The sequence below is a fragment of the Saccharothrix tamanrassetensis genome (assembly GCF_014203665.1).
Classification (GTDB): Bacteria; Actinomycetota; Actinomycetes; order Mycobacteriales; family Pseudonocardiaceae; genus Actinosynnema; species Actinosynnema tamanrassetense.
On the sequence record NZ_JACHJN010000006.1, the window covers coordinates 331,059 to 350,275 of the forward strand.

20 protein-coding genes are annotated in these 19,217 nt (G+C 72.5%); 13 read left to right on the plus strand and 7 right to left on the minus strand.

Annotated elements, in window-relative coordinates; all coding sequences use genetic code 11:
• The first annotated feature begins 16 nt into the window (after positions 1-16).
• On the plus strand, positions 17-271 hold the full coding sequence (gene ctaJ / locus FHS29_RS21045) for an aa3-type cytochrome oxidase subunit CtaJ (protein ID WP_184692938.1): 255 nt from the start codon (positions 17-19) through the stop codon (positions 269-271).
• Positions 258-734 (plus strand): DUF5130 family protein, encoded by a 477-nt coding sequence (locus FHS29_RS21050; protein ID WP_184692939.1) that lies wholly within the window; start codon positions 258-260, stop codon positions 732-734. The genes ctaJ and FHS29_RS21050 overlap by 14 nt, the downstream gene beginning before the upstream one ends.
• 134 nt (positions 735-868) lie before the next feature.
• Here FHS29_RS21050 and pepN read toward each other — a convergent pair whose 3' ends face one another.
• Positions 869-3,430, minus strand: a complete 2,562-nt coding sequence (pepN, locus tag FHS29_RS21055; RefSeq protein ID WP_184692940.1) for an aminopeptidase N — start codon at positions 3,428-3,430, stop codon at positions 869-871.
• Positions 3,431-3,649: 219 nt separating this feature from the next.
• Here pepN and FHS29_RS21060 point away from each other — a divergent pair, with 219 nt between their 5' ends.
• The 3 genes from FHS29_RS21060 (at position 3,650) to FHS29_RS21070 (ending at position 8,575) form a co-directional block, all read left to right on the plus strand.
• Positions 3,650-4,264: a mycothiol-dependent nitroreductase Rv2466c family protein gene (locus tag FHS29_RS21060; protein WP_184692941.1), complete on the plus strand. Its 615-nt coding sequence runs from the start codon at positions 3,650-3,652 to the stop codon at positions 4,262-4,264.
• Positions 4,265-4,331: 67 nt separating this feature from the next.
• On the plus strand, positions 4,332-5,687 hold the full coding sequence (locus FHS29_RS21065; protein ID WP_184692942.1) for an aldehyde dehydrogenase family protein: 1,356 nt from the start codon (positions 4,332-4,334) through the stop codon (positions 5,685-5,687).
• Positions 5,688-6,193: 506 nt separating this feature from the next.
• Positions 6,194-8,575 (plus strand): LuxR C-terminal-related transcriptional regulator, encoded by a 2,382-nt coding sequence (locus FHS29_RS21070; protein ID WP_184692943.1) that lies wholly within the window; start codon positions 6,194-6,196, stop codon positions 8,573-8,575.
• Here FHS29_RS21070 and FHS29_RS21075 read toward each other — a convergent pair.
• The gene (locus tag FHS29_RS21075; RefSeq protein ID WP_184692944.1) at positions 8,562-9,197 is read right to left on the minus strand and encodes a DUF429 domain-containing protein; all 636 of its coding nucleotides are present in this window, start codon (positions 9,195-9,197) and stop codon (positions 8,562-8,564) included. The two genes, FHS29_RS21070 and FHS29_RS21075, sit on opposite strands and share 14 nt — an antisense overlap.
• Positions 9,194-9,907 (minus strand): 2-phosphosulfolactate phosphatase, encoded by a 714-nt coding sequence (locus FHS29_RS21080; protein WP_312865027.1) that lies wholly within the window; start codon positions 9,905-9,907, stop codon positions 9,194-9,196. Before FHS29_RS21080 ends, FHS29_RS21075 begins: the two co-directional genes overlap by 4 nt.
• A 28-nt stretch (positions 9,908-9,935) precedes the next feature.
• Between FHS29_RS21080 and FHS29_RS21085 the strand changes: the two genes are divergently transcribed.
• The 7 genes from FHS29_RS21085 (at position 9,936) to FHS29_RS21115 (ending at position 15,196) form a co-directional block, all read left to right on the plus strand.
• Entirely contained in the window at positions 9,936-10,403 is a 468-nt protein-coding gene (locus tag FHS29_RS21085) for a ribose-5-phosphate isomerase (protein ID WP_184693342.1), read from the plus strand.
• The gene (locus FHS29_RS21090) at positions 10,403-11,059 is read left to right on the plus strand and encodes a hypothetical protein (protein ID WP_184692946.1); all 657 of its coding nucleotides are present in this window, start codon (positions 10,403-10,405) and stop codon (positions 11,057-11,059) included. Before FHS29_RS21085 ends, FHS29_RS21090 begins: the two co-directional genes overlap by 1 nt.
• A complete protein-coding gene (locus FHS29_RS21095; RefSeq protein ID WP_184692948.1) occupies positions 11,052-11,855 on the plus strand; it encodes an Fpg/Nei family DNA glycosylase in 804 nt (267 codons plus the stop codon). The genes FHS29_RS21090 and FHS29_RS21095 overlap by 8 nt, the downstream gene beginning before the upstream one ends.
• Before the next feature lie 163 nt (positions 11,856-12,018).
• Positions 12,019-12,510 carry a YbaB/EbfC family nucleoid-associated protein gene (locus FHS29_RS21100; protein WP_184692949.1) on the plus strand — a complete coding sequence of 164 codons (492 nt, stop codon included), beginning with the start codon at positions 12,019-12,021 and terminating at the stop codon, positions 12,508-12,510.
• A gap of 10 nt (positions 12,511-12,520) precedes the next feature.
• Positions 12,521-12,829 carry an ESX-1 secretion-associated protein gene (locus FHS29_RS21105; protein ID WP_184692951.1) on the plus strand — a complete coding sequence of 103 codons (309 nt, stop codon included), beginning with the start codon at positions 12,521-12,523 and terminating at the stop codon, positions 12,827-12,829.
• The gene (locus FHS29_RS21110) at positions 12,826-14,583 is read left to right on the plus strand and encodes a WXG100 family type VII secretion target (protein WP_184692953.1); all 1,758 of its coding nucleotides are present in this window, start codon (positions 12,826-12,828) and stop codon (positions 14,581-14,583) included. The genes FHS29_RS21105 and FHS29_RS21110 overlap by 4 nt, the downstream gene beginning before the upstream one ends.
• The gene (locus tag FHS29_RS21115; protein WP_184692955.1) at positions 14,558-15,196 is read left to right on the plus strand and encodes a pentapeptide repeat-containing protein; all 639 of its coding nucleotides are present in this window, start codon (positions 14,558-14,560) and stop codon (positions 15,194-15,196) included. The genes FHS29_RS21110 and FHS29_RS21115 overlap by 26 nt, the downstream gene beginning before the upstream one ends.
• A 189-nt stretch (positions 15,197-15,385) precedes the next feature.
• On the opposite strand, the gene FHS29_RS21120 is transcribed toward FHS29_RS21115, so the two are convergent.
• Positions 15,386-16,159 (minus strand): hypothetical protein, encoded by a 774-nt coding sequence (locus FHS29_RS21120; protein ID WP_184692957.1) that lies wholly within the window; start codon positions 16,157-16,159, stop codon positions 15,386-15,388.
• A gap of 75 nt (positions 16,160-16,234) precedes the next feature.
• Entirely contained in the window at positions 16,235-17,443 is a 1,209-nt protein-coding gene (locus FHS29_RS21125; RefSeq protein WP_184692959.1) for a GNAT family N-acetyltransferase, read from the minus strand.
• A gap of 86 nt (positions 17,444-17,529) precedes the next feature.
• Between FHS29_RS21125 and FHS29_RS21130 the strand changes: the two genes are divergently transcribed.
• On the plus strand, positions 17,530-18,249 hold the full coding sequence (locus FHS29_RS21130) for a maleylpyruvate isomerase family mycothiol-dependent enzyme (RefSeq protein WP_184692961.1): 720 nt from the start codon (positions 17,530-17,532) through the stop codon (positions 18,247-18,249).
• A gap of 113 nt (positions 18,250-18,362) precedes the next feature.
• Here the strand turns inward: FHS29_RS21130 and FHS29_RS21135 are convergent, their stop codons facing one another.
• Entirely contained in the window at positions 18,363-18,701 is a 339-nt protein-coding gene (locus FHS29_RS21135; protein ID WP_184692962.1) for a histidine triad nucleotide-binding protein, read from the minus strand.
• Positions 18,702-18,863: 162 nt separating this feature from the next.
• Positions 18,864-19,193 (minus strand): VOC family protein, encoded by a 330-nt coding sequence (locus FHS29_RS21140; protein WP_221456346.1) that lies wholly within the window; start codon positions 19,191-19,193, stop codon positions 18,864-18,866.
• Positions 19,194-19,217 lie beyond the last annotated feature (24 nt).

A 19,217-nucleotide genomic window follows, 5' to 3' on the forward strand; every position in this document is an offset into this window, starting at 1 on the left:
GGTTACCGTAACCGCCGTGACCATCGTGGAGACCGTGCTCGTCTTCGCGCTGATCCCGCTGGCCATCTACGGCGTGATCACGCTACTGACGCTGAGGCCGAAGGCCACCCGCATCGTGCGGTACCGCCCGGGCCAGGAATGGGGCTACGCACCCGTGTGGTGGAGCGCCAACCCCGGCGGCTTGTCCGCCGACCACCACGCCGACCACCACGCCGAGACCGCCGCGGCCTCGGGCCCGACTGCCAGGGGAGGTGCCCGTGGCAGCTGGTGAGATCACCCGCGTCGACCCGGCCACGCTCGAAGAGGGTGCGGTCGTGACCAACAGCGGCCGCGTGTCGGCCGCCAGGATGTACTCGCCGCAGGCGCCGAGCCTGCCGTTCACGCCGCAGCAGCTGGCGTCCCTGGACGAGGCGCTGACCCTCGCCAGCCGGACGACCGGCCTGGACTTCAGCGTGTACCTGGGTGCGCTCGGCCCGGACACCCGCGCGCAGGCGGAGGAACTGCACGCGGCCACCCCGCGCCCGTCGCACGCGGTCTTGGTGGCCGTGTCGCCCGGCGAGCGCGCGGTGGAGGTCGTGACCGGCGAGGAGTCCCACCGCCGACTCGCCGACCGCGGCGCGAAGCTCGCCGTGATGAGCATGGTGGCGTCGTTCAAGGAAGGCGACCTCTCGGGTGGCCTGTTGAGCGGCCTGCGCATGCTCACCGACCAGGCCGGCCAGGCGCCCCGCTCCTGACCTTCCCCCGACACACGAAGGCCGCACCCCTCCGGGTGCGGCCTTCGTCGTTCGAGTCCTCCCCGGCACCCCGGAACGAACGGCGAGGGGTCCTTTCGCCGCAACGAAAGGACCCCTCACATCCGTCTGTCCTGTCAGGACCGGTCGAACTCCTGGGCAGCCAGGGCGCGCACGATGCCCGCACGACCCTCGGACACCAGCCGCCGCAGAGCCGGCGGGCGTTCCTCGGCCAGCCAGGCGTCCGCCGCCGTCACGGTGTCCTGCGCGATCGACCACGACGGGAACAGGCCGACCACCATCGACTGCGCCCGCTCGCTGGAACGGCGTTCCCACACGTCGGCCACGTCCGCGAAGTACCGCGTCACGAGCGGCTGGAGCAGCGCCTTCTGGCCGGGGTGCTGGATGCCCGCGATGACGGCTTCGCTGACCGCGTTCGGCAGCTCGTCGTCGTTCACCGCGCGATCCCACGCCTCGGTCTTCGCCTCCACGGTCGGGCGCAGCGCGCGGGACGACTCGGCGCGGCGGCGCCCGGTCGCGGTGGGGTCGCGTTCCTCCTCCGCCGCGATCTCCTCCAAACCCGCCTCGCCGTGCGCGACGAGAGCCTGGAGCAACCGCCAGCGCAGGTCGGTGTCCACGTCCAGGCCCGGCAGCACGTCGGTGCCCTCGTACCAGCCGCGCACGACGGCCAGGCCCTCGTCACCCAGCACGGAGCCCGCCAGCGCGTTGACGAACGCCAGCTGGTGGTCGGAGCCCGGTTCGGCGGCGCGCGCCAGCTCCAGGGTCTTGGACACGAACCGCCGCCAGCCCTCGTCCCGCCACGACGTGTCCGCGTAGGACGACAGCGCGGTCTGGGCCTGGAGCAGCAGCCGCTGCACCACGCCGACCTCGGTCTCCGCGTGCAGGCCGCCGAGCACCAGGTTCACGAAGTCGCGCGCCTTGAGCTCCGCCTCGCGCGTCATCTCCCACGCCGCCGACCAGCACAGGGTGCGGGGCAGCGGTTCGGCGATGTCGGCGATGTGGTCCACCAGCGACGCCAGCGAGTGCTCGTCCAGCCGCATCGTGCAGTAGGTCAGGTCGTCGTCGTTGACCAGCACCAGCTTGCCGCGCGGCACGCCGACCAGGTCCGGGACCTCGGTGCGCTCGCCGGACACGTCCAGCTCCACCCGGTGCGTGCGCACCAGCCTGCCGTCCGCGCCGGAGTCGTACACGCCGATCGCCAGCCGGTGCGTGCGCAGCTCGCCGGCACCCGGCCGGGCACCGCCCTGGAGCACCGCGAACTCGGTGAACCGGCCCTGCGCGTCGACGGAGTACTTGGGGCGCAACAGGTTCAGCCCGGTGGTCTCCAGCCACTGCGCGCTCCACCAGGACAGGTCGCGGCCGGAGGCCTCCTCCAGCGCGCCCAGCAGGTCCGCCAGGGTCGCGTTGCCCCAGGCGTGCTTGGCGAAGTAGACCCGCAGGCCGGCCAGGAAGTTCTCCAGGCCCACGTACGCCACCAGCTGCTTGAGCACCGAGGCGCCCTTGGCGTAGGTGATGCCGTCGAAGTTGACCTCCACCGCCTGGAGGTCGGGGATGTCGGAGGCCACCGGGTGCGTCGAGGGCAGCTGGTCCTGCCGGTACGCCCAGGACTTCTCGATCTTGGCGAACGTCGTCCAGGCCTGCCGGTACTCGGTCGCCTCGGCCTGCGCCAGCACGGACGCCCAGGTGGCGAACGACTCGTTCAGCCACAGGTCGTCCCACCAGCGCATGGTCACCAGGTCGCCGAACCACATGTGCGCCATCTCGTGCAGCACGGTCTCGGCGCGCCGCTCGTAGAGGTAGCGGGTGACGCGGCTGCGGAAGACGTAGTCCTCCAGGAACGTCACGCAGCCCGCGTTCTCCATCGCGCCCGCGTTGAACTCCGGCACGAAGCACTGGTCGTACTTGCCGAACGGGTACTTCACGCCGAACGCCTGGTGGTAGAAACCGAAGCCCTGCTTGGTCTCGGTGAACAGCCGCTCGTGGTCCATGTGCGGGGCCAGCGACGCGCGGCAGTAGATGCCCAGCGGGATGGTGGTCTCGCCGTCGCTGAACTCGTCGCGCCACTCCGCGTACGGGCCAGCCACCAGCGCCACCAGGTAGGTGGACATCGGCTTGGTCTGCTCGAAGACGTGCCTGTCCGCGCCGCCGACACCGTCCGCAGTGGACGCGATGGCGGCGTTGGAGATGACCTTCCAGTCCGCCGGCGCGGTCACCGCGAGGTCGTAGACGGACTTCAGGTCCGGCTGGTCGAAGCACGCGAACATGCGCTTCGCGTCGGCCGTCTCGAACTGCGAGTACAGGTAGACGCCGCCGTCCACCGGGTCGACGAACCGGTGCAGGCCCTCGCCGGTGTTCATGTACCGGCAGTCGGCCTCCACGGTGAGCTCGTTGACCTCCGCGAGGTCGGGCAGGGGCAGCCCGTCCTCCTCGCGGTAGCCCGAGACGTCGAGTTCGACCCCGTTGAGGACGGCGCGGTGCACGATGGCGGCCACGATGTCGACCCACGAGGACGCGCCGGGCGTCCGGCTGCGGAAGACCACCGTCGTGGTGGAGCGGAACGTGTCCGAGCCCGGCTTGCCGCCACCGTCGGTCAGGTCCAGCTCGATCCGGTAGGAGTCGACTTCCAGCAGCGCAGCCCGCTGCTGCGCCTGGTCGCGGGTGAGGTTGGGTGCCGCCACTGGTCACCTCGTCTGCCGGCGCCTCGTGGGCTTGGCGCCGACCTCGTCGGAACGGGGAAGGTGTCGTGTCGGTGAACACGACAGTCGCATCCAATCACGTGAGACGGGGATAAGTGGACTCCGTCCGAGGGAAGACTCCGCGCGATCGGCGAGTTGGCAAGAGGGGACGCCGGAATGGCGGGCCGCTATCCGACCGCCTTAGCACGAGGAGAACGCACCATGTCGGCACAGGGCACCACCAAGGTCGACTTCTACTTCGACCCGGTCTGTCCGTACGCCTGGATCACCTCCCGCTGGATCCTGGAGGTGGAGCGGCAGCGCGACCTCGACCTGGACTTCCGGGTGATGAGCCTGTCGGTGCTCAACGACGGTCGGGACGTGGACGCCGGCTACCGCGACCTGCTGGACCGGGCCTGGGGTCCGGTCCGGGTGGCCATCGCCGCCGCCCGGCACCACGGCGACGAGGTGCTGCGCGACCTGTACACGGCGCTGGGCACCCGCATCCACCACGAACGCATCAGGGACTACGACGAGGTCGTCAAGCTGGCGTTGGAGGAGGTCGGGCTGCCCGCCGAGCTGGCCGCCGCCGCGCACTCCACCGAGTACGACGAGGAGCTGCGGGCCAGCCACCACCGCGGCATGGACCCGGTCGGCGACGACGTCGGCACGCCCACCATCCACATCGACGGCGTGGCGTTCTTCGGTCCGGTGCTCACCCGGATCCCGCGGGGCGAGGACGCGCTGAGGGTGTTCGACGGCGCGGTGGCGCTGGCGAGCTTCCCTCAGTTCTTCGAGCTGAAGCGCACCCGGACGGAGGAACCGGACTTCTCCTGACGAGGCCGATGTGACACTCTGGGGCTCAATTTGCCTCAGGGTGTCACATCCACGCGGGAGTCAGGTCATGATCGAGGTCGTCAACCCGACCACCGAAGAGGTCATCGGCACGGTCCACGCCGGCACGCCCGGCGAGGTGGACGCGGCCGTCACCAGGGCCGCCGCCGCCTTCCCGACGTGGGCCGCGACCTCCGTCGACGAGCGCGCCAAGACCGTCCGGCGGATCGCCGAAGGGCTGGCCGCGCGGGCGGGCGAACTGGCCGCGACGATGACCGCCGAGATGGGCACGCCCATCACGTTCGCGACGAAGGTGCAGGTCCCCAACCCGGTGGGGATCACCGACGGGATCGCCGAGGCGCTGGAGAACGGGTACTTCGAGGACGCCGAGATCGGCAACTCGCTGGTGCTGCGCGAGCCGGTCGGCGTGGTCGGGGCGATCACGCCGTGGAACTTCCCGCTCCAGCAGATGGTGGCCAAGGTCGTGCCGGCGCTCGCGGCGGGCAACGCGGTCGTGCTCAAGCCCAGCGAACTCGCCCCGCTCACCGCCGACCTGCTGGCGGAGGTCGTCGCCGCGGCCGGTGTGCCGCACGGGGTGTTCTCCGTGGTCCACGGCGCGGGGCCGGTGGTCGGTGAGGCGCTGGCATCTCACCCGATGGTGGACATGGTGTCGTTCACCGGGTCCACGCGCGCCGGGCGTCGGGTCGCCGCGCTGGCGGCGGAGACGGTGAAGCGCGTCGCGCTGGAGCTGGGCGGGAAGTCCGCCAACGTGGTGCTCGACGACGCCGACCTGGGGCGTGCCGTGAAGATCGGCGTGGCCAACGCGTTCATGAACAACGGCCAGGCGTGCAGCGCGTGGACCCGGCTCCTGGTGCCCGCCGACCGGCACGACGAGGCGCTGGAGCAGGCGGTCGCGGCCGCTTCGAAGTACGTGCCCGGAGACCCGGCGGTGCCCACGACCCGGATCGGGCCGGCCGTGTCCGCCGCGCAGCGCGACCGGGTGGTCGGGTACGTCCGGCGGGGTGTGGAGGAGGGGGCGACGCTGGCCCTGGGTGGGCCGGAGGCGCCCACCGAGCGGGGCTTCCACGTCGCGCCGACGGTGTTCGGCGATGTCACGGCGGACATGACCGTCGCGCAGGAGGAGATCTTCGGACCGGTGCTGTCGGTGCTGCCGTACGCCGACGAGGACGATGCCGTGCGGATCGCCAACGCCACGATCTACGGGTTGGGCGGGGCGGTGTTCTCGGCCGATGCCGACCGGGCGCTCGCGGTGGCCCGGCGGATGCGGACCGGGCAGGTGGACATCAACGGGGCGGCCTTCAACACCAGCGCACCGTTCGGCGGGTACCGGCAGTCCGGCAACGGCCGCGAGTTCGGCCGCTTCGGCTTGGACGAGTTCACCGAGGTGAAGTCCATCCAACGCTGACCTCCGGGGACCGCCCCGGCCCGCCACGCGCGGGTCGCCGGCAGGTTCGGTCGAGCACAGGCCCGGTCCGGCAAGGGTCCGGTCGGGCACGGGTCCGGCGAAGCGACGTGAGCGGGTCTCGCATCCCGGCCTCGCCCGCCGTGCCGGATCGACGTCGGCGGCGGGTCGGCGGGTCGGCGGGTCGATCGGGGCTCGCCGGCTGGGACGGCCCGCGAGACCCCGATCGCATCCCCCCTCACCGCCGTGCCCGCTCCGGGTCCGCCCGACGGGCTGCGCGTTCACGGCTTCGCTGGGTTCGCACCGTGAAGGACCACCGCGTCCGCCCGCCGCGCGCTGCTGGGGAGAGCAGCCCCGGAACACCACACGGCCGGTCCCGTTTCCGGGACTCCCCAAGCCTGCCGCCCGTGCCCGAGGCCGGATACCGGGGAACTCCGCACATCTGCAACCGGGGGTCGCCGGGCCCCCTAAGCTTTCGCGGTCGCCTCCTGGGAGGCACGGGGGGGACGATGACGACAGGACGGACCCGCGCGGCCCTGCCCGCGTCGGTGACCGAACTCGTCGGCCGGGACGCGCTGGTCGCCGAGACCGCCGAACGACTGCGCCGCACCAGCCGGATGGTGACGCTCGCCGGGCCCGGCGGGGTCGGCAAGACCGCGCTGGCGCTGGAGGTGGCCCGCGAGTGCCGGGACGCCGAGCCCGACCGGGAAGTGGCCGTCGCCCACCTCGGCGACGCCACCCGGCCGGACGAGCTCGGCCGGGAGGTGGTGCGGGCGCTGGGCATCGCCGACCAGTCCTGCGCCGACCCGCTCGACGTCCTGGTCGACTTCCTGCGGGACGAGGAACGCCTGCTGGTGCTCGACAACTGCGAACAGCTCCGGGAAGCCGTCGGGGACCTGTGCGCCGTGCTGCTGGAGGAGGCGCCCGGCGTGCGCGTGCTGGCCACCAGCCGCCAGTACCTGGGCATCGCGGGCGAGCACACCGTGCTGGTGCCGCCGCTGTCCACCCGCCCGGACACCGACCGGCGCGCCACCGGGGAACCGGACGCCGGCCGAACCGACGCCGGGTGGACGGGTTCCGCGCTGTCGGACGCCATGCGGTTGTTGCTTCGGCGTGCCGAAGCGGCGGGCCGCAGGATCACCGCCGACGACGACTGGGACGCGCTGGGCGAACTGGTCGACTGGTCCAGCGGACTGCCGCTGGTGCTCGAACTGGTCGCGGTCCGCCTGGGCGGCGGCATGGCACCCCGGGAGATCCTGGACCGGCTGGACGGCGGGCGGTTGCTGGCCACCCGCACCCGCCGCGTGCGACCGCACCACCGCACCCTGGAACAGACCCTGGACTGGTCCTACGGCCTGTGCTCGGACGAGCAGCAGCGGCTGCTGGCGCGGGTGTCCGTGTTCGCGGGCGGTTTCTCGTTGCGCACGGCCGAGAAGGTCTGCTCGGGCGACGGCATCGGCGAGGAGGAGGTGATGGACCTGCTGGCCGACCTGGTGGCGCAGTCACTGGTGATGGCCGGCCGCGACGGGCGCTACCACCAGCTCCAGCCGGTGCGCGAGTACGGCCAGCGCAGGCTGCGCGCGCTGGGGGAGGAGCAGCGGCTGCGCGACGCGCACTTCGGGTTCTTCCGCGGTCTGGCCGCCGAACTCGCCACCACCTGGTACTCCGCCGACGAGGTCCGGCTGCTCAAGCGCGGCTACGACGAGATGCCGAACTTCCGCGCCGCGCTGAACCACTGCGCCGCGTCTCCGGACCGGGCCGGATCAGGCCTCGCCCTGCTGCACGACCTGGCCCGGCTGAGGTTGCAGTTCTTCTTCGCGCTCCTCGGCGAGTTCCGCAGCCTGTTCCGGAGCCTGCTGGCCCTCACGCCCGTCGAGCCGACACCGGAGCGGATCGGCTCGTCCGCGCTGCTCGGCTGGATCATGCTGTGCCAGGGGTCGCAGCGCGAAGCGGGCGTGCTGCTGGAGCACTGCCGTGAACTGGTCGGCGACCGGGACGACATCGCGCCCGTGGTGCTGTTCGAAGGCGCGTACGCGATGCTCGTGGACGGCGACCCGAGGTGCATCGGGCTGCTGCGGCGGGCGGTGGAGCTGTTCGGGGGCATGGGGCCGGAGTTCCACGGCGACCGGGGCAACTTCAAGCTGATCTGGGCGCTCGCGGCCGGTTTCTACGGTGACGAGGCGACCGGCATCGCAGCCGCCGAGGACTACCTGGCCGAAGCGCGGGCGGCGGGTGCGCAGTGGGCGATCAGCTGGGCGCTGTGGGCGCGCGGCCTGGCCCCGTTGCGGCACGGTGCGCCCGTGGAGGCGGTGACGTGGTTCCGGGCCGCCCTGGAACTCCAGATCGACCTGCGCGAGCAGTGGGGCGGCACGTGGTCGTCGGAGGCGATCGCGTGGGCGCTGGCGGGGGTCGTGGAGCAGGACGAGGCGGCGTCCGACGTGCTGGAGACGACGGCGGAGCTGCTGGGCGCGGCGGTGCGGATGCAGAAGGCGACGGGCGTCGCGATCGCGGGCCTGGTGCCGTTCCGGCGGGAACGGGAGAAGGCGCACGCGATCGTGGTGGCCCGGCTGGGTGCGGCGCGCTACCAGCGGGCGTACGACCGCGGGATGGCGATGGCCAACCGGGACTCCGTGTACGCGCTGGCGTTGAGCCCCGAGGTGGACCGGCGCAAGGCTTCCGACGCCACGTTGGTGGACCTCTCGCCACGGCAGCGGGAGATCGCGCTGCTGGTGTCCCAGGGCCACCCGAACCACGAGATCGCGCGCCGACTTCACCTGTCCGTGTCAACGGTCGAGAACCACCTGACCGCGATCTACGCGAAGGTCGCGGTGACCAACCGGGTGGAGCTCGGCACGTGGGTCGGCGCGCAGACCGGCGCTACACCTCGATGAGCGCGGGCGGGTCGCCCAGCGATCGGGACTCGCCGGTGGACCACCGCGCAGCCGACCAGGCCGCCGCCAACGCGTCCAGCACGTCGTCCACCGACGGCCCGACGGGCAGGTCCGCCAGCACGTCGGGCACGTCCACGAAGGCGCGCAACGCGATCAGCCGCTGCGCCACCCCGCGCGTGGACCGCTTCGAGTCGGTCACGCGCGGGTCCAGCACCCGGAACGTGGTCTCCGGGTGCACCTCCACCACGTTGGACGGCAGCTCCAGCTGCCACTCCCGGATCTTCGCCACGATGTGCCACGCCTGCTTGCTGATCGCCTTGCCGTGCGAGGCCCGTGACACCTCGCACGCCTCGGCGTAGGTCGCACACCCCAGCACGGCCCGCACGGGTGCGAAGAACATCGACGACCGGGCCGCCCCCAGCAGCTCCCTAGCCCGGACGTCACACGCCCGGTACCCGGTCGCCGGGGGCCGCAACGGCATGTCCACCCCCACCGCGTCGCAGCCGGCGGTCAGCTGCACCACCTCGGCGGCCGAGGCCACCCGGTGCCACCGCACCCGCGCCCGGGACGCCACCAGCGCCACCACCCAGCCGCCGGGCGTGCCGTCGACCCCGGCGATCACCCCCGCAGCACCCCGTCCACCAGGCGCGGCACGGCGGTGCTCACGTCGACCCGGGACGCCAGCTCCACGTCCGCCCCGTGCCCGCCCGCGATCAGCTCCCGCCCGGACACGCACCCGGCCAGCACGTCCTCCACCGACGACCGCGCGAACATCTCCGCCGCCACGGCCGCCTCCACCGACGCCGACCCGTACCCGAGCAGCGACGCCAGCACCGCACCCGCCCCGAGCTGGTCCTCCACCGCCGGCCGCAGCGGTCCCCGGTGCGGCCGGGCCGGGCTGTCCAGGCGCACGCCCCACCGCTCGCCCGCCGCGACGACACCGATCGGCCCGCCCCGGGCCAGCTCGCGGGCAGCCGCGGCGACCGCACGGGCGTTGCGCAGGCACCCGGCCAGCACGATCGACCCGGTGTCCGCCGCCAGATCGCACAACGTCGCCCCGTTGGGTGACGGCAGCTCCAGTTCAGTGCCGGCGGGCAGGTCCACCAGTGACGACGGCCGCAGCGACCACGACGGGTCGGCGGGCGCGGTGGCGCGTTCGCGGTCGGCCCACCGCACCGGCCGCACCGACGCACCCCGACCGACCGCGACGTCCGTCGCCGTGCTGAACGACAGCACGTCCACGATCACCAGCACCGCGCACAGCCCGCCGAGTGCGGTGACGCCCTCGTCCCCCCATTCCAGCCGCAGCCGGCATCCCTCTTGTCCGAACACCCGCGCAAGGATGGCAGACTTCCACGACGTGCGCGTTTACCTGGGATCCGACCATGCGGGCTTCGAGCTGAAGAGCCGGCTCGCCGAGCACCTGACCGAAGCCGGCCACGAGGTGGTGGACGTCGGCCCCGCCGAGTACGACGCGGAGGACGACTACCCGCCGTTCTGCATCGAGGCGGCCTGCCGCGTGGTGGCCGACGAGGGCAGTTTGGGCGTGGTGATCGGCGGTTCCGGCAACGGCGAGCAGATCGCGGCCAACAAGGTGCCCGGTGCCCGGGCCGCGCTGGCCTACAGCGTGGAGACCGCGAAGCTCGCCCGCGAGCACAACAACGCGCAGCTGATCGGCGTGGGTGCCCGGATGCACACCGCCGAGGAGGCGACCGCGATCGTCGACGCGTTCCTCGCCACCCCGTTCTCCGACCAGCCGCGGCACGCCCGTCGGATCGCGATGCTGAGCGACTACGAGCGCACCGGAGAGGCACCGGCGCTGCCCTGATGATCCGGGAGCTGCTGTTCGAGGACATCGACGGCGGGTTCACCGCCGACCCGGAGACCGTCATCGACGCCGCCGCGGCGGACCCCCGGTACCTGGCCCGGGTGCCGGGGCTGCGCGCCGTGCTCGCCGACGCCGCGACCGGGCGCTACCACCGCTTCCTGGCGGTGCAGGCGCTCGCGTCGTGGGGCCACGCGCCGGTCTACCCGGTGGTGGAGGCGACCGCCGAGGCGGGCCGGCGATCACCGTGGCTGGGCATGCTCACCGACCACGACGGCCGTGACCGGACGTTCCCGGAGCTGGCGGCGGCGGTGGCGGAGGGCAGGCGGTTCACCATCCCGAACGGGGGCGAGGAGGCCCGGATCGCGGCGCTGACCGCGCTGGTCGGGCTGGGCGACGAGCTGTTCTTCGACTGGCAGCTGGCGTACGCGGCGGACGAGCCCGCGGTGGCCGACGCGCTGGCGACGACCGTCGACCGGGGCGTGGACCGCTCGGACGAAGCCGACTTCGACCGCGTGCTGCAACTGGCCGACCTGTGCGCGGTGCTCGCGCGGCACGACCGGCCGCGTGCCGTCGAGCTGGCGGAACGGTTGCTGCGCAAGGACTTCCGGCTGACCGTGCGCACCCACCTGTGTTCGGTGGTGCCGTTCCGTGCCTGAAGGCCACACCCTGCACCGGCTCGCCAAGCTGCACCGACGCCGCTACGCGGGTCGCCCCGTCGAAGTCTCCAGCCCACAGGGCAGGTTCGACGCGTCCGCTGTGGACGGACGGGTGCTGAAACGCGCCGAAGCGCACGGCAAGCACCTGTTCCACGTCTACGGCCCGGACGCCACCGTGCACGTCCACCTCGGCCTGTACGGCACGTTCACCGAGTTCGAGCACCCGGTCGTGGAGCCGGTCGGCCAGGTCCGGATGCGGATGGTCGGCGCGACGCACTGGACGGACCTGCGCGGCCCGACCCGGTGCGAGGTGCTGACCGACGTGGAGGTCGCCGCGCTGCACGCCCGCCTCGGCCCGGACCCGCTGCGCCGCGACGCCGAGCCCGAACTCGCCTACCGGGGGATCGCGAAGTCCCGCCAGCCGATCGCCGTGCTGCTGATGGACCAGCGGGTCGTCGCGGGCGTCGGCAACGTCTACCGGGCGGAGGTCCTGTTCCGGCACGGCATCCACCCGATGACACCGGGCAACCGGATCGACCGCGCGCTGTGGGACGTGCTGTGGGCGGACCTGGTGCTGCTGATGCGCGACGGCGTGAAGGTCGGCCGCATCGACACCGTCCGCCCGGAGCACCTGCCCCAGGTCACCGGCCGCGCGCCCCGCCGGGACCGGCACGGCGGCGAGGTCTACGTGTACCGGCGGGCCGGCCTGCCGTGCCTGCTGTGCGCCACGCCGGTCGCGGTGGCGGAACTGGCCGGCCGCAACCTGTTCTGGTGCCCCACCTGCCAGCCCGCCTGACGACTCGCGCCCACGCCGGTCGCCGGAAGGCGGCCGGCGCGGAACTTTCCGGGTCGCGACCCGATCACGCCGGGAACCGCCGCGCGCCACGGCCGTCCAACCCCGCGGCGGCTAACGGAACGCGGCCCGCGGACGATCAGCCGGCAGGAGAAGGGGGCGTGGGGTGACCGATCCCGTGTTCGGCGGCGACGAGGTGCGCACGGAGCAGGAAATCGCCCGGTGGGCGGCCGGAGTCGCGGCGAAGGCCGAGAAGTACCAGGTGCTGAGCCGGCAGGTGGCGGACGTCAAGATCAACGAGGTGTCCCGGGACGGGCTGGTGCGGCTGTCCGTGGCCGCGTCCGGCGCGCTGGAGAACCTGGAGATCTCCGACAAGGCCCGCGAGGTGTCCGGTGCGGCGCTCGCCGCGTCGATCATGACCACCATGCGCCGGGCGCAGTCCCGGATCGCCGGTGCGGTGTCCGAGATCGTCACGGCGGTCGGCGTCGAGGAGCCGGGAACCGTCGACGCGCTGGTGTCGTCGTACCGGCAGCGTTTCCCCGAACCTTCGTCCGACACCCCTCCGTGGGCGGACCAGGTGCGGCCGTCGGCACCGCCGCCTGCCCGGCGGCCCGTTCAGGACGACGAGGACTGGGACGGTCCTTCCGTCACCGAGTAGGGGGTTTTGGGTGAATCAGGGTTACCAGGTCCTGGTCGAGGAGTTACGCGGGCACGCCGACCGGCTGCGCGGGGTGGAGGACCAGCTCCACCAGGCGCTGGACGCGGCGCAGCAGGTGAGCCTGTCCGGCCAGGCCTACGGCAAGACCTGCGGGATGCTGCCGCCGATGATGACGTTCGTCGCCGGCGCCGGCGTGCACGCGCTGGCCGAGGTGGCGCAGTCCGTCGCCGAGACGATCGGCACGGTCAAGCGGACCGCGAACGACTACGAGACCGTCGAGCAGGGCAACGCGCAGACCTTCCGCGGGGGCACCAGGTGAACAACCCGCTGGTGGCCGAACGCCAGGACTCGACCAAGGACTACACCGGCATCGGCCCGATCGAAGCCGCCGAGGACCTCCGGCAGGCGTTCGCGAACGGCACCTGGGTCGACCAGGGGCTGGCGCTCGCGGGCGGGGGCCTGGAGGCGCTGTCGTTCGTGCTCGACCCGTTCGGCTCGCTGATCGCCGCCGCGGTGTCGTGGATCATCGAGCACATCGGCCCGCTGCGGCAGGCGCTGAACTGGCTGGCCGGCGACGCCGACCAGATCGCGGCCTACGCGCAGACGTGGAACAACGTGTCGCAGGCCGTGAGCCGGGCGAACGAGACCCTGGTGGCCGAGGTGAACCGGGGTGCCGCGGGGTGGACCGGCGCGTCCGCCGACGCCTACCGCGCCTCCATCGCCGGCCAGTCCCGGCACATCGCGGCCGCCGCGAGCTGCTCCGGCACCATCGGCCTGGTCGTCGAGGTCTCCGGCGTGCTGGTCGGCACGGTCCGCGGCCTGGTCCGCGACCTGATCGCGGAGTGCGTGGCCACGCTGGTCGCCCGCATCCCGCTGTGGCTGGCCGAGGAGGCCGTCACGCTGGGTTTCGCCACGCCGCACGTGGTGGCGTCCGCGGTGGCGATCATCGCCAAGTGGGTCGCCAAGATCGCCGACAAGGTCACCCTGCTGCTGCGCTCGATCGCCCGGCTGCGCCCGCTGCTGTCCCGGCTGGACGAGGTCTGGGAGCTGATCAAGCGCGGCCTCAAAGCGCTGCGCAAGGCCCCGGACGGCCCCGGCGCGCCGAAGCCGCCCGATCCGGTGAAGAAACCCGGCAACACCGACGTGAAGCCGAAGGGCGGCGACACGGGCGACACGTCCACCAGCGGCACGCAGGGCGGGAACAACCCGCCGGTGTCCAGACCGCCGGAGACGCACGGCGGTGACACGGGCGGGAACACGAACACGTCGGGCACGGGCACCAACGGCGGCAACCCGCCGGTCTCCAAGCCCCCGCAGACCCACGGCGGCGACACCGGCGGGACCGGCGGCAACACCAACACGTCCGGCACGACCGGCGGCACGGTCGACACCCCGCCCAAGCCACAGGGCGGTGACACGCACACGTCCGGCTCGGGCACCGGCACGACCAACCCGCCCACCGACGGCAGCGGCGGCGGCTCGAACAAGCCGCCCGGCGACACCAACCCGCCGCCGACCCCCGGCGACCCGGACCCGCACCCGCTGGGCCGGCGTCCCACCGACCTCACCCAGCCCCACCCGGAGCTCACCAAGGCCGAGAAAGCGGCCCTGGACAAGCACCTCAAGGAGCTGGAGGCGAAGAACGCCGAGCGGTTCCAGGACACCGCCCGCGACCCGGACCACAAGGGCAAGGTCCGCCCCGGTTCCAAGGACGAGGCGCGGGTGGCGTTCGACCTGGAGGAACGCGGCTACGGCCCGTTCGAACGGCCCAAGGACGCGGCAGGCAACCTCCAGTCCGGTCGCGGCGACTGGGTGGACTCCAGTGGGCAGCACTGGGACATGAAGGGCATCAACTCCGACTGGCCGCCGGACGTGCCCGACCACGTCCGCAACAGCCGCCCCTACACCGACGCGTACAACGAGCAGTGGTTCCGCGAGACCGTCCAGGGGCAGTTCGGCAAGGGGCGTAACGTCATCCTGGACACCCGTAACGCCAGCGCCGCCGACATCGCCAACGTGAAGGCCATCGTGGACAAGGAGGGTTGGGGTGCCCGAGTCATCTTCTACCCGTGAGCCCTGGCAGCCCCTGCGGTGGCCGGACTCCGCCGAGGCGGCGGAAGTCCTGAGGCAGTGGCTGACCGACCCGGACCAGCCGCTCTACGCCCTGGACCTGGACCTGCGCGGCGCCGACCTGTCCGGCGGCCCGTTCGTCGAGTCGTGGTTCAGCCGAGCCAACCTGGCCGACGCGGTGCTGCGCGGCGTGGAGTTCTGGGCGGCGCACTGCGACGAGACCCGGTTCATCCGGGCGAACCTGGTGGACGCCGACTTCGTGAAGGCCAACCTGCGCGACGCCAGCTTCGTGCGCGCCCAGCTCATCGGCGCCAACCTGACCAAGGCCGAAGCGATCGGAACCCGCTTCACCGAAGCCGACCTGCGCCGCGCCGACCTGACCGACGCGACGTTCCTGCGCGCCGACTTCACCCGCGCCGACCTGTCCGGGACGGCCGTGGCGACCACGTCGTTCCGCGACTCGGTCCTCATCGACACCGTGGTGGCCGGCATGACCGGCACCATCCTCGGCCCGGTGGAGGTCGTGCCGGGGTTGAAGCTGGACGGGACGGAGCTGGAGCAGTGGTTCGGCGCGCGGGGCGCGGCGGTGTCCGTGCTGCGCACCCAGTCGGTCTGATCTCCCACCGCTGAGGGGTCCGCCTGACAGGCGGACCCCTCAGCGCGCCCGGCCAAGCCTCTCCGTTGGCGTGCTCACTCAGCGCCCTCGGCGTGCTCACGCGGTGCTGTAGGCGTGCTCACGCGAAGGTCCCGCCAGGGGATCCTCGCTGAGAAGCTGCTCGCTCGGCTTCCGCACGGGCTCGGCTCGTCAGAAGTCGAACCCGCCGAAGTCACCGCCGCCACCCCAGTCGCCGCCGGTGTCACCACCCGCACCGCCACCGCCGTCACCGGCGGCGTCACCACCACCGCCGTCCTCGGCGCCCGCCCCATCGGAGTACCCGTCCGCGTAGGCGGCGTTCAAGGCGTCCGGCGACACACCGGCCATCCCCGAGAACATGGCGTCGAACAGCAGGAACGTCCCGACGCCCCAGGCACCGGCCACCAGCGCGGGCTTCCACCACGGCTCGCTGTACCAGCCCTGCGGCACCGGCCGACCGGCGACCACGCCGCCGGGGTAGTAGTGCGGCGTGCCCGAGCCCGGTCGCGGCGAAGCGGCGTAGTCGTGACCCTCCACGGAGACCCGCCGGTCCTCGGAGACCTGCCCCGCACGCCCCTGCCCGTTCAGGTCGGGCAGCTCCGGGCCGGGGTCGATCCCCATCGCGGTCCGGGCGGCCCGCACGTAGTACAGGCCCTCCATGGCGGTCTGCGTCACCAGCCGGCACTGCTCCTCGGTCCGCGCCTGCTCCATCTGCGACCCGGCCGCGGTGAACCGCTCGGACGCGTCGGCCAGCGCCTGGCTCGACGCGACGTCCGTGCCGGTCAGGCTCATCACCTGCCCGCCCAGCCGCTCCACCCAGCGCCGTGCGTCGGCCTGCGCGTCCTCCAGCGCACGCTGCCGCGCGGCGGCACGGGTCTTCGCCAGGTACCAGCCGCCGCCGATCACCACGACGAGCAGCACGAGCACCACGACGGTGGCGTTCACGGGGTACCTCCCGGCGTTGCGACGGCCTTCATGCCCGGTGAACGGACCGCAATGCCCCAGAGGTTCCCGAAACGGTCAGAACACCTCCGGGCAGTGTGGCTCGCGGTCGCCGGAAAACGCATGTGACAGGGGGTTCAGGGCACCCGGTGTGAGTTCACGCACCAGCTGCCCGCGCGCCAACGTGGACAGCCGCGTCCCACCGAGGAACGCCGCCCCGAGCGCCTGGATGTCCACGGCCACGTCCGGTGCCTCGTCCGACCGGCGCACCGACGCCTCGCCGCCCTTCACCGTCAGCCGCCAGCGACCGCCGTTCCACGGGCAGAACGAGTCGTCGACGTCCAGCACGGTGTCCACGTCCGACAGGTACCGGCGCAGCGGCAGCGCCCGGTCGACGTCCACGATCCGCACCCACAACGAGTCGCTGCGCATGCGCAACGCCAGTCGCGGGTCGGCCAGCAGGTGCACCAACGGGTCGTCGGACGCGGTGAAGAACTTCAGCTCACCGACCTGGTCGACGTCCAGCAGGTACCGGTAGAGCGCGGCGAACGCCTCGTCGGTCTCCGCGACCAGTTCGCGCACGTGCAGCTCGTTGCGGGGTCCGCGTTCCGGCCAGTCGTGCTTGACCCGGTACACCGCGTACCCCTGCGGGTGCAGCACGTACCGGTAGGCGGTCAGACCGTCGCGGTCGCGCTCCTCGTCGGCGAACTGGTGCAGCCAGTTGGCGTCGCTGCGGCTGAGCCAGCCGGTGCGACCGGGCCGGATCCGGTCGTACACCTCCTTCATGAACAGCATCGCCTCGTCCGCGAGCACCTCGCGCACCCGCACGTCACCGGTGCTCACGCCCGGCCGGAACGCCGCGCCGCGCGGCACGGACAGCCGGGTGAACTCGGACGCCATGCCGTAGCCGAACCGCCCGTAGATGCCCGCCTCGGACGCCCACAGCGCGGCGAACGCCTCCTGCGGGCCCTCGTGCATGCCGTGCAGCTGGGCGGTCATCACCCTGGTCAGCACGCCGCGCCGGCGGTGACCGGGCTTCACGGCCACCGACGTGACCGCCGCGACCGGCTGCGGACCGCTGCCGGGCAGCGTCAGGTCGCGGGTCTGGATGCCACCGCCCCCGATCAGCTCGTCGCCGTCGAACACCGCGTGGTGGCGCTCCGGTTCGAACAGACCTCGCCACCGTTCGAGGAACTCCTCGCGGGCGTCGGAGAGGAACGCGTTGTCGACCATTCGCTGGAACGGCCCGAGCTCGTCGTGGTCCAAAGTGCGGAGGGTGAGCGCCATGCGGTTGTTGATACGCCGCCGGCAGGGCAGACGCGATTCGATTTCAGGGGTCGCGGCCGGCGCGCGCGCTCGGACATGCTTCGCCGATGGATGCACACGCGCTGGGCAGGGCACTCAGGACCGAGGCGGCGGCGCTCGCGGTGGCGGCGGACCTGGCGCCACGGGACCGCCTGGTGCCCGCCTGCCCCGGCATGACGGTGACCGAGCTGGTCCGGCACGTCGGCTCGGTGCACCGCCTGGTCACCCGGTGGGTCACCCGCGGCAGCCGGCCGACCGAGTGGCCACGCGAACCGAACGGCGCGGACCCCGTCGACTGGTACCGGATCGGCGCGGCGTCGCTGATCGCGGTGCTGAACCCGGCCCGCGCGTCCGAACCGGCCGCGACCTGGTGCCCGTGGGACCGCACGCTCGGGTTCTGGCTGAGGCGGATGGCCCACGAGACGGCCGTGCACCGGGTGGACGCGCAGGCGGCGGTGGGCCTGGCCGCACCGCTGGAGCCCGCGTTGGCCGCCGACGGCATCGACGAGGTGCTGAAGCTGTGGCTGGGCTGCCACTTACCGCCCGGCGCGCACGCCGGCGGACGCGCGGTCACACTGCGCGTACCGGGCCGCGAGTGGACCGTCGCGCTGCACGAACAGGTGGTGGACTTCTGCCCGGCCGCCGACCCGGCCGTGGTGGTGACCGGCTCGGCCTCGGCCGTGGACCTGTGGCTGTGGGGACGAGCCCCGGTGACCGGGCTGTCGATCGAGGGTGACGAGGCCGTGGCGCACGCCCTCCGGGCAGCCGTCGCCGCCGCGACCGGCTAGCGGTCCTCGACGCCGCAGCACCGTGACACGCCGGCACGTTGCCGTCCGTGACCGCGCCCGGCCGTCATCGGGCAGAGCGCTACCGCGTGTCGCCGGCCCACGCAGGGCGGGGGCTACCCGGGCGGCCAGGTCAGTCGCCGACCACCGAGCACGTGGCAGTGCACGTGGAACACGGTCTGCCCGCCGTCCCGCCCGGTGTTGAACACCAGTCGGTACCCGTCCTCGGCGATGCCCTCGGCCTTCGCCACGTGGTGCGCGGCCTGCAACACCTGGCCCGCCGTCAGTGGGTCGAGGTCGCCGACCTCCCGGTGGTGCTCCTTGGGGATCACCAGCACGTGCGTCGGCGCCTGCGGGTTGATGTCGTGGAACGCGAGCACGGTGTCCGTCTGGTGGACAACACGCGCCGGAACGCTGCCCGCAACGATGCGGCAGAAGAGGCAATCGGCGGTCACACTGCCATCGTAGGGCGCACACTTGGTCGATGACGCGCTCGAAACTGCGGGTGATCCTGAGATGCCTGGTGACCTTCACCATCGGCTTCCTCATGGTGCTGCTGGCGGTCCGTCTCGGCGAGGTCCTGTGGCGCGCGGTGATCTCTTAGCCGGGTCAACCCGTTACGAAGCAGAACTCGTTGCCCGCAGGATCGAGCATGACCTGAAACTGCCGTGCTCATCGGTCATCACGTCACCCGCCACAACAGCCCCCAGACCGACCGCTTCCGTTGTGGCGGAGGGAATGTCGTCGACGACGACGTCCAGGTGCAACCGGTTCTTCACCGTCTTGGCCTCGGGAACGGGCTGGAACAGGAGACGAGGCCACCCCGGCGGCTCGACGTACGTCCACCCGTCGGGTCGTTCGACCGGCGTCCCACCCAGCAGGGAGCCCCAGAACTCCGCCACCTCCGCCGTCCGGCGGCAGTCCACCACGATCTGACCGAGTCGCATGGGTCCATGATGTGTGATCTCGGA